This window comes from Streptomyces sp. NPDC030991 (genome assembly GCF_055571235.1).
The window spans coordinates 152,575-169,006 of the sequence record NZ_JBVIFR010000010.1 but is presented as its reverse complement, the minus strand read 5'-3'; the positions used below and the strand labels follow the sequence as shown (position 1 = coordinate 169,006).

Genomic DNA, 16,432 nt, shown 5'->3' with positions numbered 1-16,432 from the left:
ACCACCGCCATGCGGGCCGGCCCCCTGGCGGTCCGGCCCGCACGGCACGCACGTACCTCGCGCAAACGTGTACGACCCCGCACGGACAGTGCGGACATCCACATAGGGCAATCGCGCACATCCACCACCTGGGGGTTGAATCAAGTGGCCGACGAGACAGAACTCCGCGACTATCTCAAGAGGGCCATCGCCGACGCCCGCACGGCCCGCAAGCGGCTGCGCGAGGTCCAGGACCAGGCGCGCGAGCCGATCGCCATCGTCTCCATGGCGTGCCGTTACCCCGGTGGCGTCTCCTCGCCCGAGGAGCTGTGGCAGCTGGTCGTCGACGGCGGCGACGCCGTCGGTGACTTCCCCGACGACCGGGGCTGGGACCTGGAGGCCCTGTTCGACGCGGACCCGAACCACACCGGGACGTCGTACGTCACGCAGGGCGGATTCCTGCGCGGCGCGGGCCTCTTCGACGCCGGGTTCTTCGGGATCTCGCCGCGCGAGGCGATGGCCATGGACCCGCAGCAGCGGCTGCTGCTCGAAACGTCCTGGGAGGCGCTGGAGCGCGCGGGCCTCGACCCCGTCTCGCTCAAGGGCACCGACGTGGGGGTCTTCTCCGGCCTCTCCGGCCAGGGTTACGGGGCCGGCGCCGGCGTGGTGACCCCGGAGTCCGAGGGTTTCGCGGGCACGGGCGCCTCGACCAGTGTGGCGTCGGGCCGGGTCTCGTACGTCCTCGGCTTCGAGGGCCCCGCGGTCTCCCTGGACACCGCGTGCTCCTCGTCGCTGGTGGCGATGCACCTGGCGGCGCAGTCGCTGCGGCAGGGCGAGTGCTCGATGGCGCTGGCCGGCGGCGCGATGGTGATGTCGACGCCCGGGAACTTCGTGGCGTTCTCGCGCCAGCGCGGCCTGGCCGCCGACGGCCGCTGCAAGGCGTTCGCGGACGGCGCCGACGGCATGGGCCTGGCGGAGGGCGTGGGCGTCGTACTCCTGGAACGGCTCTCACTGGCCCGCGAGCGCGGCCACAAGGTCCTCGCGGTACTGCGCGGCAGCGCGGTCAACCAGGACGGCGCCTCCAACGGTCTCACCGCCCCGAATGGGCCCTCGCAGCAGCGCGTCATCCGCAAGGCGCTCGCCAACGCGGGTCTCTCGGCGGCGGACGTCGACATGGTGGAGGCCCACGGCACGGGCACCGCCCTCGGTGACCCGATCGAGGCGCAGGCGCTGCTCGCCACGTACGGCAAGGACCGCGACCCGCGAAAGCCGCTGTATCTCGGCTCGTTGAAGTCCAACATCGGTCACACGCAGGCCGCGGCGGGCGTGGGCAGCGTCATCAAGATGGTCGAGGTGCTGCGGCACGGCACGATGCCCGCCACGCTGCACGTGGACGCGCCCACGACCGAGGTCGACTGGACGGCGGGCGCGGTGGAGCTGCTGACGCAGGCGCGCAAGTGGCCGCGCGAGGGCCGTCCGCGCCGCGCCGGTGTCTCCTCCTTCGGGGTCAGCGGGACCAACGCGCACCTGATCCTGGAGGAGGCGCCGCCCGTGGAGGAGGCGCCGGAGGTGGCCGCGACCGCACCCGCCGGGGTCGTACCGCTGGTCGTGTCGGCGCACAACGCCGATTCGCTGCGGGGCCAGGCCGAGCGGCTCACCGCCTTCGTCGAGGGGACCGACAGCGCGTCCCCGGCGGACATCGCGGCGGGGCTGGCCACGGGCCGCGCCGTCCTGGCCGAGCGCGCCGTGATCGTGGCTGGTACGCGTGCGGAGGCGCTGTCCGGGCTCCGGGCGCTGACAGCCGGCGGGAGCGACGCCGGTCTGGTCGCCGGGGGCGCGGGCTCGGGCGGCCCCGGCAAGGTCGTGGGGGTGTTCCCGGGCCAGGGCTCCCAATGGGTGGGCATGGGCCGGGAGTTGATCGACTCCTCACCAGTCTTCGCCGAGCGGATCGCGGAGTGCGCGACCGCTCTTGACCCGTATATCGACTGGTCGTTGGTCGAGGTGTTGCGGGGTGAGGCTGCTCCGGGGTTGTTGGAGCGCGTCGATGTGGTGCAGCCGGCGAGTTTCGCGGTGATGGTGGGTCTCGCCGCGGTGTGGGCGTCCGTGGGCGTCGAGTTCGACGCCGTGCTCGGCCACTCGCAGGGCGAGATCGCGGCGGCGTGTGTGTCCGGCGCGTTGTCGTTGGAGGACGCGGCCCGTGTGGTGGCGTTGCGCAGTCAGGCCATCGGTGAGCGGTTGGCCGGGCGCGGCGGTATGGCGTCGGTGGCGCTGAGCGAGGACGAGGCGGTCGCCCGTCTGGTGCGGTGGGCGGGCCGGGTCGAGGTGGCCGCCGTCAACGGCCCGCACTCGGTGGTGATCGCCGGTGACGCGGAGGCGTTGGACGAGGCGCTCGCCTCCCTCTCTGCGGAAGGTGTCCGGGTGCGCCGGGTCGCGGTGGACTACGCCTCGCACACCCGCCACGTCGAGGACATCGAGGAGGCCCTGGCCAAGACCCTGTCCGGCATCGACGCGCAGGCGCCCGCGATCCCCTTCTACTCCACGGTGACGGGCGGCTGGGTCGAGGACGCGGATGTGCTCAACGGGCGTTACTGGTACGGGAATCTGCGCGGCCAGGTGAGGTTCGGCCCGGCCGTCGCCGAGCTGGTCCGGCAGGGGCATGGCGCGTTCGTGGAGGTCAGCGCGCACCCGGTGCTGGTGCAGCCGATCACTGAGATCCTGGACGGCAGCGAGACGGTCGCGGCCCCAGTCGTGACCGGGTCGCTGCGGCGTGAGGAGGGTGGCCCGCGCCGCCTGCTGACCTCGATGGCCGAGCTGTTCGTGCGCGGCGTCCCCGTCGACTGGGCCGGAGTCCTGCCCGTCGGCGCCGCCGCATCGCGGGTCGAGCTGCCCACGTACGCCTTCGACCACCAGCACTACTGGCTCCAGGGCTCCGCGGCCGGCGGCGACGCGGGCTCCCTCGGACTCGCCGGGACCGACCACCCGCTGCTCGGCGCGGTGGTGCGACTCCCGCACTCCGGCGGCCTGCTGTTCACCTCGCGGCTCTCGCTCAAGTCCCACCCCTGGCTCGCCGACCACGCCATCGGCGGCCTGCCGCTCCTCCCGGGCACCGGCCTGGTGGAACTCGCCGTGCGCGCCGGTGACGAGGCCGGCTGCGGCGTACTGGAAGAACTCGTCATCGAAGCGCCCCTGATCGTGCCCGAGCACGGTGGCGTGCGGCTTCAGGTCGCCGTCGACGCGCCCGGCGAGCACGGTTCGCGCACCGTCGAGATCTACTCCCAGCGCGAGGACGCGGGCGACGAGCAGCCGTGGACGCGGCACGCGACCGCCACGCTGACCGCCTCGGCCCCGAACCCGCCCACGGACTTCGACTTCGCCGCCTGGCCGCCGCGGGGCGCCGAGACCGTCGCGGTCGACGACTTCTACGCCGAACTGCGCGCCCGCGGCGTCGGCTACGGCCCCGCCTTCCAGGGCGTACGCGCGGTGTGGCGGCGCGGCGACGAACTCTTCGCCGAGGTCGCCCTCCCCGACGAACAGCGCAAGGACGCCGACAGGTTCGGTATCCACCCCGCCCTGCTCGACGCGGCCCTCCAGACCGGTTCGTTCCGCGCAGCGAGCGACGCGGCGGCGGAGGGCGAGCCCGGGCAGCCGCTGCTCGCGTTCTCCTGGAACGGCCTGGTGCTGCACGCCTCGGGCGCCTCGGCGCTGCGCGTGCGCGTCGCGCCGAACGGTCCTGACGCCCTGTCGGTCGACGCGGCCGACGAGACCGGTTCGCTGGTCGTGACCATGGAGTCGCTGGTGTCGCGGGCGATCTCCGCCGAGCAGTTGGAGACCGCGGCGGACTCGGCGGCGGCCGACTCCCTGTTCCGGGTGGACTGGACCGAACTGCCGCAGCCCCCGAAGCCGGCGGCCGCTTCCGCGTGGACGCCGGTGGTCACCGCGGACGATCTCGCGGCGCAGGCCCCCGAGATACCGGTGGTGGCCGTGGTCGAAGCCGTCGGCGGGGACGGCGCGAACGCTGTACTCGACCTGCCCGTACGGGTGTTGAGGGTCGTGCAGACCTGGCTGGACGTGGACGGACCGGAGGAGTCGCGGCTCGTCGTCGTGACCCGGGGCGCGATGCCCGCCGGTGACGGCGTGGTGTCCGACCCGGCCGGATCGGCGGTGTGGGGTCTCGTGCGCGCCGCGCAGGCCGAGAACCCGGACCGGATCGTCCTGCTCGACACCGACACCGACAGTGGCCTCGGTACCGACACCGGCACCGGCAGTGGCTTCGGGCGGCTCCTGGGCGCGGCCCTCGCCACGGGAGAGCCGCAGCTCGCGGCGCGCGGCCCGGCCCTTCTCGTGCCCCGGCTCACCCGCGCCACCCCTGCCCAACTCCGCGACGGAACAACGGCGTTCAAGCCGGAAGGCACCGTCCTCGTCTCGGGCGGCGGCTCGCTGGGCGAGCTCATCGCCCGGCACCTGGTCGTCGCGCACGGTGCACGTCACCTGATGCTCGCCAGCCGCCGCGGCCCCGACGCCGCCGGCGTGCCGGAGCTGGTCGCCGAACTCACCGGGCACGGCGCGACCGTCTCCGTCGTGGCCTGCGACGTCTCCGACCGCGCCCAGGTGAAGTCCCTGCTCGCCTCGGTGCCGGCCGCGCACCCGCTGACCGCCCTGGTGCACACGGCCGGGGTGTTCGAGGCGGGGCTCGTCGGGACCCTGACCCCGCAGCGCCTGGCCCGGGTCTTCGCGCCGAAGGCCGACGCCGTACGCCACTACGACGAGCTGACCCGGGGCCTGGACCTGGACGCGTTCATCGTCTACTCCTCCGCCTCGTCCGTCTTCCTGGGCGCGGGCAGCAGCGGCTACGGGGCGGCCAACGCCTACCTGGACGGCCTGATGGCCCAGCGCCGCGCGGCGGGCCTGCCCGGCCTCTCCCTCTCCTGGGGCACCTGGGCGTACGCCACCAACATGACCACCCACCTCAGCACCGACGACCAGGCGAGCATGAGCCGCCGCACGAGCCGGGACGGCGTCGTGGCCCTCGAACCCGCGGAGGGCATGGAACTGTTCGACGCCGCGGTCGGCTCCGACGAGTCGCTGCTCGTGCCGGTCAAACTGGACCTGCGGGCGGTCCGCGCCGACGCGGCGGCCGGCGGTACGGTGCCGCCGCTGCTGCGTACGCTCGTACCGGCGGGGCGGCAGCAGGCGCGCGCGGCCGGCGCGAAGGACGGGGACCTGCTGCGGCGTCTGTCCGGGCTGGCCGACGAGGAGCAGGAGGCGCTCCTGCTGGACCTGGTGCGCACCCAGGCCGCGGTCGTGCTCGGGCACAGCGGGCCGGACGGTGTCCGGCCGGACACCGCGTTCAAGGACGTGGGCTTCGACTCGCTCACGTCGGTGGAGCTGCGCAACCGGCTGCGCGAGGCGACCGGCCTCAAGCTCCCCGCCACGCTCGTCTTCGACCAGCCGACACCGCTCGTGCTCACCCGTCATCTGCGGGACGCGCTCGGCATCGGCGACGACGTGCTCTCCCGGGTGACCGCAAAGATAGAAGACGTCGAGTCGTTGCTTGCTGCCGTGAGCCTCGACGAATCCATGAGCGCGACTATCGCGCTCCGTCTTCAGGGCCTGGTGGCCCGCTGTAATGGGGTCGTCGAGCGGACGGACGTCGCCACGGTGGCCGAGAAGCTGGACAACGCGTCGGCCGACGAAGTCCTCGACTTCATCCATGAGGAACTCGGGCTCGTGTGAATCCGGTTCAGGGCATCCGGCTCCATCAACATTCTCGTGAGGACTGACGCATGGCCACGGACGAGCAACTCCTCAACACCCTCAAGCGCGTCACCACCGAACTGCACAACCTGCGCAAGCAGGGCGCGTCGCACGCGGGCGAGCCCATCGCCGTCGTCGGCATGGCCTGCCGGCTGCCGGGCGGCGTGAGTGGCCCGGAGGACCTGTGGCGGTTGGTGCGCGAGGGCGGCGACGCCGTGTCGGGGTTTCCCGACGACCGCGGCTGGGAGCTGGACGGCCTGTTCGACCCGGACCCCGAGAACCCCGGCACCTCCTACACCGACCAGGGCGGATTCCTGCGCGGCGCGGGCCTGTTCGACCCCGGCTTCTTCGGGATATCCCCGCGCGAGGCGCTCGCCGTCGACCCGCAGCAGCGCCTCCTCCTGGAGACGTCCTGGGAGGCCCTGGAGCAGGCGGGCATCGACCCGCTCTCGCTCAAGGGCACCGACGTGGGCGTCTTCTCCGGGGTGTCCAGCCAGGGGTACGGCTCCGGGAGCGGCGGGGTCGCGCCCGAGCTGGAGAGCTTCACCGGCACCGGCGTGGCGTCGAGCGTGGCCTCGGGCCGCGTCTCGTACGTCTTCGGCTTCGAGGGGCCGGCCGTCTCCGTGGACACGGCCTGCTCGTCGTCGCTGGTCGCCATCCACCTGGCCGCGCAGGCACTGCGCCAGGGCGACTGCTCGCTGGCGCTGGCCGGCGGCGCGATGGTGATGGCGACGCCCGGCACGTTCGTGGTCTTCTCCCGGCAGCAGGGCATGGCATCCGACGGCCGCTGCAAGGCGTTCGCGGACGGCGCCGACGGCATGGGCCTCTCCGAGGGCGCCGGTGTCGTCGTCCTGGAACGCCTTTCGGTGGCTCAGGAGCGCGGCCACAAGATCCTCGCGGTACTGCGCGGCAGCGCCGTCAACCAGGACGGCGCCTCCAACGGCCTCACCGCCCCGAACGGACCCTCCCAGCAGCGCGTCATCCGCAAGGCGCTCGCCGGCGCCGGACTGGTCCCGGCGGACGTCGACATCGTGGAGGCGCACGGCACCGGCACGGCGCTCGGCGACCCGATCGAGGCGCAGGCGCTGCTCGCCACGTACGGGCAGGGCCGCGACCCGCGAAAGCCGCTGTACCTCGGCTCGTTGAAGTCGAACATCGGGCACACGCAGGCCGCCGCCGGTGTCTCAAGCGTCATCAAGATGGTCGAGGCGCTGCGCCACCGCGTACTGCCCCCGACACTGCACGCGCAGGTCCCGACGACCGAGGTCGACTGGTCGGCCGGCGCGGTGGAGCTGCTCACGGAGGCCCGCGAGTGGCCGGACGAGGGCCGCCCGCGCCGGGCCGGTGTCTCCTCGTTCGGCATCAGCGGCACCAACGCGCACCTGATCCTGGAGGAGGCGCCCGAGGACGCGGCGCCGGAGCCCACCGCGCAGGAGACGGCGCCCGGCGGCGTGCTGCCCCTGGTGGTGTCGGCCCGCAGCGAGCGGTCCCTGGCGGGCCAGGCCGAGCGGCTCGCCGGACTCCTCGCGGACGCCGGCGAGACACCCCTGCCGCGCGTGGCCCGCGCCCTGCTCGCGGAGCGCGCCCTGCTGACCGAACGCGCGGTGGTCCTGGCCGGTTCGCACGAAGAGGCCCGCGCCCGGTTGACGGCGCTGGCGCGGGGCGAACGTCCGGCCGGTGTCGTGACCGGCAGGGCCGCCGGCTCGGGCGGCCCCGGCAAGGCCGTCTGGGTCTTCCCCGGCCAGGGCTCGCAGCGCGTGGGCATGGGCAGCGAACTGTACGACCGCCACCCGGTGTTCGCCCGCGCCCTGGACGAGGCGTGCGCGCACCTGGACGCGGCCCTCGCGGGCCGCGTCGACCACCCGGTGCGGGACGTGGTCCTCGGCAGGCTGAGCGGCAGCGCGGACCTGCTGAACCAGACGGTCTTCACCCAGGCGGGCCTGTTCGCCGTCGAGACCGCCCTGTTCCGGCTCGTGGAGTCCTGGGGCGTGCGCCCCGACGCGGTCGTCGGCCACTCGATCGGTGAGATCACCGCGGCGCACGCGGCGGGCGTCCTGTCGCTGGCCGACGCGGCGCGCCTGGTCGCGGCCCGGGGCCGCATGATGCAGGCCCTCGAGCCGGGCGGCGCGATGGTCGCGGTGGCCGCGAGCGAGGCGGAGGTCGCAGGACTGCTCGGCGACGGAGTCGAGATCGCGGCGGTCAACGGCCCGTCCTCGGTGGTCCTCTCCGGCGACGAGGACGCGGTCCTCGCGGCGGCCGGGCAACTGCGCGAGCAGGGCCGCAAGACGAAGCGCCTGGTGGTCTCGCACGCGTTCCACTCCCGGCGGATGGAACCCATGCTGGCCGGTTTCACCGCGGAGCTCGCCGGCCTGGAATGGCACGCCCCGCGCATCCCGGTGATCTCCAACGTGACCGGGCGCCTCGCCGCGCCCGGCGAACTCGCCTCCCCCGAGTACTGGGCGTCCCACGTACGCCGGCCGGTGCGGTTCGCCGACGGCATCGCGGCGGCCGTCGGTCTCGGCGGCGCCCTCTTCGTGGAGCTGGGCCCGGGCGCGGCCCTGACCGGCCTCGTCGAGGAGACGGCCACCGCCGCGGGCGCCGAGGCGACCTGTGTGGCGGCGCTGCGCGACGGCCGCCCGGAGGAGCAGAGCCTGCTCGCCGCACTGGCCGGACTCTTCGTGCGGGGCACCCCGCTCGACTGGGGCACGCTGCTCCCGGCCACCGCCGCCACGACGGCGCGCGTGGACCTGCCGACGTACGCCTTCGACCACGAGCACTACTGGCTCAGGACCGCGGAGGCGGCCACCGACGCGGCCTCGCTCGGACAGACCGCGGCCAACCACCCGCTGCTCGGCGCGGTGGTGCGACTCCCGCACTCCGACGGCCTGTTGTTCACCTCACGGCTGTCGCTCAAGTCGCACCCCTGGCTCGCCGACCACTCCGTCGGCGGCGTGGTGCTCGTCCCGGGCACTGGCCTGGTGGAGCTGGCGGTACGCGCCGGTGACGAGGCCGGCTGCGGCGTCCTGGAAGAGCTCGTGATCGAGGCGCCGCTGGTCCTGCCGGAGCAGGGCGGTGTACGCGTGTCGGTCACCGTGGGCGCGCCGGACGGTTCCGGTGCGCGCCCCGTCGAGGTGCACTCCCTGCGCGAGGACGCCTCCGGCGACGGCGAGACGTGGACCCGGCACGCGGCCGGCACCCTGTCGGCCCCCGCGGCGACCCGGGCCGCGCCCTTCGACTTCACCGCCTGGCCGCCGCCCGGCGCCCGGCACGTCGACGTCGGCGACTTCTACGCCGGTCTCGCCGAGCGCGGCTACGGCTACGGCCCCGCGTTCCAGGGCCTGCGGGCGGTGTGGCGGCGCGGCGACGAGATCTTCGCCGAGGCCGCCCTGCCCGAGGAGCACCGCGACGGCGCCGACCGGTTCGGCCTCCACCCGGCGCTCCTCGACGCCGCCCTGCACGCCGGGATGTTCGGCGCCGGACCGGACACGGCCTCGCAGGACGCCGCCTCGCAGGACGCCGCAGGGGAGGAGACCGGGCAGCCGGTTCTGCCGTTCGCCTGGAACGGCCTGTCGCTGCACGCCGGGGGCGCCGCCGCCCTGCGGATCCGGCTGACCTCCGCCGGACCCCGCGCCGTGGCGCTCCAGGCGGCCGACGAGACCGGCGGCCTCGTCGTGACCCTGGACTCCCTGGTGTCCCGGCCGGTCTCCGCCGAACAGCTGGAGACGGCGGCGGGCCCGACGGCGGCGGCCGAGTCGCTGTTCGAGGTGGACTGGACCGAACTGGCCCTGCCCGAGGCCCCGCCGACGGCTCCGGAGTGGGTGCCGGTGGTCTGCGCGGAGGATGTGGCGGCGTTGTCCGCCGATGTGCCGGTGGTGGTCGTGGAGGCGGTGGGCGGTGACGGCGCGGATGCGGTGCTCGCTCTGTCCTCGCGGGTGCTGGGTGTGGTGCAGGCGTGGCTGGCGGCCGATGGTCTCGACGAGGCGCGGCTGGTGGTGGCGACGCGGGGTGCGGTGCCCGCTGGCGACGGTGGGGTGTCCGATTCCGCGGGGTCGGCGGTGTGGGGTCTGGTGCGTGCGGCGCAGGCGGAGAACCCCGACCGGATCGTCCTGATCGACGCCGACCCGGCCGCCGAGGACGGCGTACTGCCCGTACTCGGACTCGCCCTCGCGTCCGGCGAGCCCCAGACCGCCGTGCGCGGCAGGACGCTCTCGGCCCCTCGCCTCGTCCGCTCCACCGCGCAACCCCCGTCCGCCGAGACCCTGTTCACCCCGGACGGCACCGTTCTGATCACCGGCGGTACGGGATCCCTCGGCGCGCTCATGGCCCGGCACCTCGTCACCCGGCACGGCGTACGCCACCTGGTCCTCGCCGGCCGCCGCGGCCCCGACGCCACCGGCGCACGGGAGTTGACCGCGGAGCTGACCACCCTCGGCGCGACCGTCTCCGTCGTGGCCTGCGACGTCTCCGACCGCGACCGGACGGCCGCCCTGCTGTCCTCGATATCCGGCGAACACCCCCTGCGCGGCGTCATCCACACCGCGGGCGTACTGGACGACGGCGTCCTCGGGGCGCTCACCCCCGAGCGCCTGGCCACGGTATTCGCACCGAAGGTCGACGCCGTGCGCCACCTCGACGAACTCACCCGCCACCTGGACCTCGACGCGTTCGCCGTGTTCTCGTCGGCCTCGGGCGTGTTCGGCTCGGCGGGCCAGGGCAACTACGCCGCCGCCAACGCCTTCCTCGACGGCCTGATGGCCGAGCGCCGCGCGGCAGGGCTGCCCGGACTCTCGCTGGCCTGGGGCCTGTGGGAGCAGGACGCGGGCATGACCGCGCACCTCGGCGACACCGACCAGGCGCGGGCGGACCGCAGCGGTGTCCTGGCGATCTCGGCCACCGAGGGCACAGAGCTGTTCGACACCGCCCTCGCCTCCGGCCGGGCGCTGCTCGTACCGATCAAGATGGATTTGCGCGGTGCACGGGCGGGCGCCGCCGCCGGCACCCCGGTCCCGCACCTGCTGCGCACCCTCGTACCGGAGGGCCGCCGGCAGGCGCGGGCCGCCGCCGGGAAGGACAGCGACCTGCCCCGCCGCCTCGCCGGCCGCACCGAGGCGGAGCGGGAAACCCTCCTCCTCGACCTGGTGCGCACCCAGGCCGCGCTCGTGCTCGGCCACGGCGGCGCCGAGGGCGTACGGCCGGACACGGCGTTCAACGAGGCCGGGTTCGACTCGCTGACCTCGGTCGAACTGCGCAACCGGCTGCGCCAGGCGACCGGCCTCAAGCTCCCGGCGACGCTGATCTTCGACTACCCGACCCCGCAGGCCCTCGCCCGCTACCTGCGCGAGGAGTTCGGCGACACGGCGGCGCCCGGCGCGGTCACCACGACGCCGGTCACCGCCACCGACCCGGACGAGCCCATCGCGATCGTCGGCATGGCGTGCCATCTGCCCGGCGGGGTCACCGGCCCCGACGCGCTGTGGCGCCTGGTGCACGAGGGGCGCGAGGGCATGTCCGACTTCCCCGGCGACCGCGGCTGGGACCTGGACGACCTGTTCGACGCCGACCCGGAGAGCGTCGGCACCTCGTACGCGACCCAGGGCGGCTTCGTCCAGGGCGCGGGCTCCTTCGACTCCGCCTTCTTCGGGATCTCGCCGCGCGAGGCGCTGGCGATGGACCCGCAGCAGCGGCTGCTCCTGGAGACCACGTGGGAGGCGCTGGAAAGCACGGGCGTCGACCCGGCCGTCCTCAAGGGCACGGACGTCGGCGTGTTCTCCGGCGTCTCCAACCAGGGGTACGGGGCCGGGGTCGTCGCGCCGGAACTCGAAGGCTTCGCGAGCACGGGCACCGCTTCGAGCGTCGCGTCCGGCCGCATCTCGTACGTCTTCGGCTTCGAGGGCCCGGCCGTCACCGTGGACACCGCCTGCTCGTCGTCGCTGGTGGCGATGCACCTGGCCGCGCAGTCGCTGCGGCAGGGCGAGTGCTCGATGGCGCTGGCCGGCGGGGTGACCGTCATGGCGACCCCCGTCAGCTTCGTGGAGTTCTCCCGCCAGCGCGGCCTGGCCGGCGACGGCCGCTGCAAGGCGTACGCGGACGGCGCGGACGGCACCGGATGGGCCGAGGGCGTCGGCCTGGTGGTCCTGGAGCGCCTGTCGGTGGCCCGCGAACGCGGCCACCAGATCCTGGCAGTGCTGCGCGGCAGCGCCGTCAACCAGGACGGCGCCTCCAACGGCCTCACCGCCCCGAACGGACCCTCGCAGCAGCGCGTCATCCGCAAGGCGCTCGCCAACGCGGGCCTCTCCACGGCGGACGTCGACGTCGTCGAGGGCCACGGCACCGGCACGGCGCTCGGCGACCCGATCGAGGCACAGGCACTGCTCGCCACGTACGGCAAGGACCGCGACCCCCAACAGCCCTTGTGGCTCGGCTCGTTGAAGTCCAACATCGGTCACACGCAGGCCGCCGCGGGCGTCGCCAGCGTCATCAAGATGGTGCAGGCACTGCGCCACGCGGTACTGCCGCCCACCCTCCACGTGGACGCCCCTTCGTCGCAGGTGGACTGGTCGGCGGGCGCGGTGGAGCTGCTCACGCAGGCGCGGGAGTGGTCGAGCGAGGGCCGTCCGCGCCGCGCCGGTGTCTCCTCCTTCGGTATCAGCGGGACCAACGCACACCTCATCCTGGAGGAGGCGCCCCCGGAGGCCGCCCGTCCCGTGCCGCACGCGACCGGCGTCGTACCGCTGGTGGTGTCCGCACGCAGCGCGGCCGCCCTGGCGGGACAGGCCGACCGGCTCGCCGCTCTCCTGGAGAGCGCCGAGGAGACACCGCTCGCCGGTGTCGCCGGGGCGCTGGTCGCCCGCCGGGCCCTGCTCGGCGAGCGGGCGGTGATCGTGGCCGGCTCGACCGAGGAAGCGGCCGCTGGGTTGCGGGCGCTGGCACGGGGCGAGAACCCGGCGGGCCTGGTCACGGGCAGGGTCGGAGTCACGGGCGGCCCGGGCAAGGTCGTGTGGGTGTTCCCCGGCCAGGGCTCGCAATGGGCCGGTATGGGCCGGGAGTTGCTGGACACTTCGCCGGTGTTCGCCGAGCGGATCGCGGAGTGCGCGGCCGCCCTCGACCCGTATATCGACTGGTCGCTGGTCGAGGTGTTGCGGGGCGAAGCGGCCCCGGAGCTGCTGGAGCGGGTGGACGTGGTGCAGCCCGCGAGTTTCGCGGTGATGGTGGGGCTGGCCGCCGTCTGGTCATCGGCCGGGGTACGCCCCGACGCGGTGCTCGGCCACTCGCAGGGCGAGATCGCGGCGGCCTGTGTCTCCGGTGCGCTGTCGCTGGAGGACGCGGCCCAGGTGGTCGCCCTGCGCAGCCAGGCCATCGCTGGGGAACTGGCCGGTCGCGGCGGCATGGCGTCGGTCGCCCTGAGCGAGACCGAGGCGGTCGCCCGTCTGGAGCGCTGGGCGGACCGGGTCGAGGTCGCCGCCGTCAACGGCCCGCACTCGGTCGTGATCGCCGGTGACGCGGAAGCCCTGGACGAAGCGCTCGCCTACCTCTCTACGGAGGGTGTCCGAGTGCGCCGGGTCGCCGTTGACTACGCCTCCCACACCCGCCACGTCGAGGACATCAAGAACACCCTCTCCGAGACGCTCTCCGGCATCGACGCGCAGGCGCCCGCGATCCCCTTCTACTCGACGGTGAAGAGCGGCTGGGTCGAGGATGCCGGTGTCCTGGACGGCGGCTACTGGTACGGGAATCTGCGCGGCCAGGTCAGGTTCGGCCCGGCCGTCGCCGAGCTGGTCCGGCAAGGACATGGCGCGTTCGTCGAGATCAGCGCGCACCCGGTGCTGGTGCAGCCGATCACCGAGACGGCGTACGAGAGCGGCGCGGACGTGGTCGTCACCGGGTCGCTGCGCCGCGACGAGGGCGGCCCGCGCCGCCTGCTGGCCTCGATGGCCGAGCTGTTCGTCAGCGGTGTCCCCGTCGACTGGGCGGACGCCCTGCCCGCCGGCGCCACCGAATCCGGCGTCGAGCTGCCCACGTACGCCTTCGACCACCAGCACTACTGGCTCCACTCGACGGAGACCCGCACCGACGCGACCTCCCTCGGGCTCGCGGGCACCGACCACCCGCTGCTCGGCGCCGTGGTGGAGCTGCCGGGGTCCGACGGGCTGGCGGCCACCTCACGCCTCTCGCTCAAGTCGCACCCCTGGCTGGCCGACCACCGCGTCGGCGGCGTGGTGCTCGTCCCGGGCACGGGCCTGGTCGAACTGGCGGTACGCGCCGGTGACGAGGCCGGCTGCGGCGTCCTGGAAGAACTCGTCATCGAGGCACCCCTGGTGGTGCCGGAGCAGGGCGGCGTACGCGTCCAGGTCGCCGTGGGCGGCCCGGACGGGAACGGCTCCCGCACCGTGGAGGTGTACTCGCGCGCCGAGGACGCCGAGAGCGGCGCGGACGCCTGGACCCGGCACGCCAGCGGAATGCTGACCGCCGCGCCGCAACCGGGCGGTGACGCGGCCGGGTTCGATTTCACGGCCTGGCCGCCGCCCGGCGCGGAACCGCTGGAGACCACCGGTGGCTACGACCTGCTCACCGGCGTGGGCTACGGCTACGGCCCCGCCTTCCAGGGCGTCCGCGCCCTGTGGCGGCGCGGCGACGAGATGTTCGCCGAGGTCGCCCTGGCCGAGGAACACCGCAAGGACGCCGCCGGGTTCGGCATTCACCCGGCGCTGCTCGACGCCGCCCTGCACGCGCCGCTGCTGCGGATCGCGAGCGCGTCGGCGGACGACAGCGACGGCGAGCCCGGTGCGCGGGGGCAGGAGTTGAGGCTGCCGTTCGCGTGGAACGGTCTGGTGCTGCACGCCGCCGGGGCGTCCGCGCTGCGGGTGCGCCTCGCCCAGCCGGAGCCCGGCGCGCTGTCGCTGGCCGCGGCGGACGAGACCGGCACCCTGGTCGTGTCGATGGAGTCGCTGACGTCCCGGGTGGTCTCCGCCGAGCAGCTGGACGCGGCGGCGGGCGCCCCGCGCAACGACTCGCTGTTCCACGTCGAGTGGAACGAACTGCCGGTGCCCCACGGGCCGGAGCCCGTGGCGTCGTGGGTCCTCGTGGCCACTGCGGAGGACGTGGCGACCCTGGCCGACGACGTGGAGTCGGGCGCCGCCGGGGCCCCGGCCGCGGCGGTCCTGCGGGCCGTCGGCGGCGAGGGCGAGGGAGCCGTGCTCGAACTGGCCACCCGCGTCCTCGAAGTCGTGCAGTGCTGGCTGGACGGGCCCGGCCTGGAGGAGACGCGGCTCGCCGTGGTCACCCAGGGCGCCGTCCCCGCCGGTGATGGTGGGGTGTCCGATCCTGCGGGGTCGGCGGTGTGGGGTCTGGTGCGTGCGGCGCAGGCGGAGAACCCCGGCCGGATCGTTCTGATCGACACCGATCCGGTGGCCGAGACCGGTACCGAGGGGCTCGTGGGCATCCTGGGTGCGGCGTTGGCCGGTGGTGAGCCGCAGGTCGCCGTGCGCGGGACGGTTCTGTCCGTGCCGCGTGTCGCGCGCGCTCACGTCGCTGACGGGGCGCGGGTGTTCGGGCCGGAGGGGACGGTTCTTGTCACGGGTGGTACGGGTTCGCTGGGTGCGCTGGCGGCCCGGCATCTGGTGGCGCGGTACGGCGTGCGGAGTCTGGTGCTTGCCAGCCGCCGGGGTCCGGAGGCCGAGGGCGCCGGGGAGCTGGTCGCCGAGCTGACCGGGCAGGGTGCGGCGGTCTCCGTCGTGGCCTGCGACGTCTCCGACCGCGACCAGGCGAAGGATCTGCTGGCCTCGATACCCGACCTGCGCGGCATCCTGCACACGGCGGGCGTGACCGACGACGGCGTCATCGGCATGCTGACCCCGGAGCGCCTGGCCCGGGTCTTCGCGCCGAAGGTCGACGCCGTACGCCATCTCGACGAGCTGACCCGCGGCCTGGACCTCGACGCGTTCGTCGTCTACTCGTCCGTCTCGGCCGTCTTCATGGGCGCGGGCAGCGGCAGTTACGCGGCGGCCAACGCCTACCTCGACGGCCTCATGGCCAACCGCCGCACGGCCGGACTGCCGGGTCTCTCTCTGGCCTGGGGGCTGTGGGAGCAGAGCGGCGGCGGCATGGCCGCCGGTACCGACGACATCGTCAAGGAGCGGCTGAACCGGCGCGGCGGACTCCAGGCGATCACCCCCGCCGAGGGCATGGAACTGTTCGACGCCGCCGTCGCGTCGGGCCGGGCCCAGCTCGTCCCCGCCAAGCTGGACCTGAGGTCGCTGCGACAGCAGGCCGGGGCCGACGGGTCGGTGCCGCACATGCTGCGCGGCCTGGTCCGCGCGGGCCGGCAGCAGGCCCACGCGGCGAGCGCCGCCGAACAGGGCAGGGCCCTGACGGAACGGCTTGCGGGACTCTCCGCCACCGAACAGGCGCGGTTGCTGCTCGACCTGGTGCGGGCGCAGGTGGCCGCGGTCCTGGGCCACGGTGCCTCGTACCGGATCGACGCGGACCAGGGGCTGTTCGAGGTCGGCTTCGACTCGCTGACCTCGATCGAACTCCGCAACCGGCTCCGCGACCTCACCGAGAGGAAGCTCTCGCCCAACCTCGTCTTCGACCACCCGACCGCGGGCATGCTCGCCGCTCACCTGCACGAGCTGCTGTGCGGCAAGGAGTCGGCGCGGCCCGTGGCCGTCTCGGTGTGACCCTCCGACCTCTCCAACTCCCT

At 74.3% G+C, this 16,432-nt stretch carries 2 protein-coding genes; both read left to right on the top strand.

Translation table 11 applies throughout. The features are described from left to right. Positions 1-96 precede the first annotated feature (96 nt). Positions 97-5,712, top strand: a complete 5,616-nt coding sequence (locus ACZ45E_RS20560) for a type I polyketide synthase (RefSeq protein WP_468222596.1) — start codon at positions 97-99, stop codon at positions 5,710-5,712. Between the two features lie 50 nt (positions 5,713-5,762). Beyond that, positions 5,763-16,409: a type I polyketide synthase gene (locus ACZ45E_RS20555; protein ID WP_468222478.1), complete on the top strand. Its 10,647-nt coding sequence runs from the start codon at positions 5,763-5,765 to the stop codon at positions 16,407-16,409. The last annotated feature ends 23 nt before the right edge of the window (positions 16,410-16,432 follow it).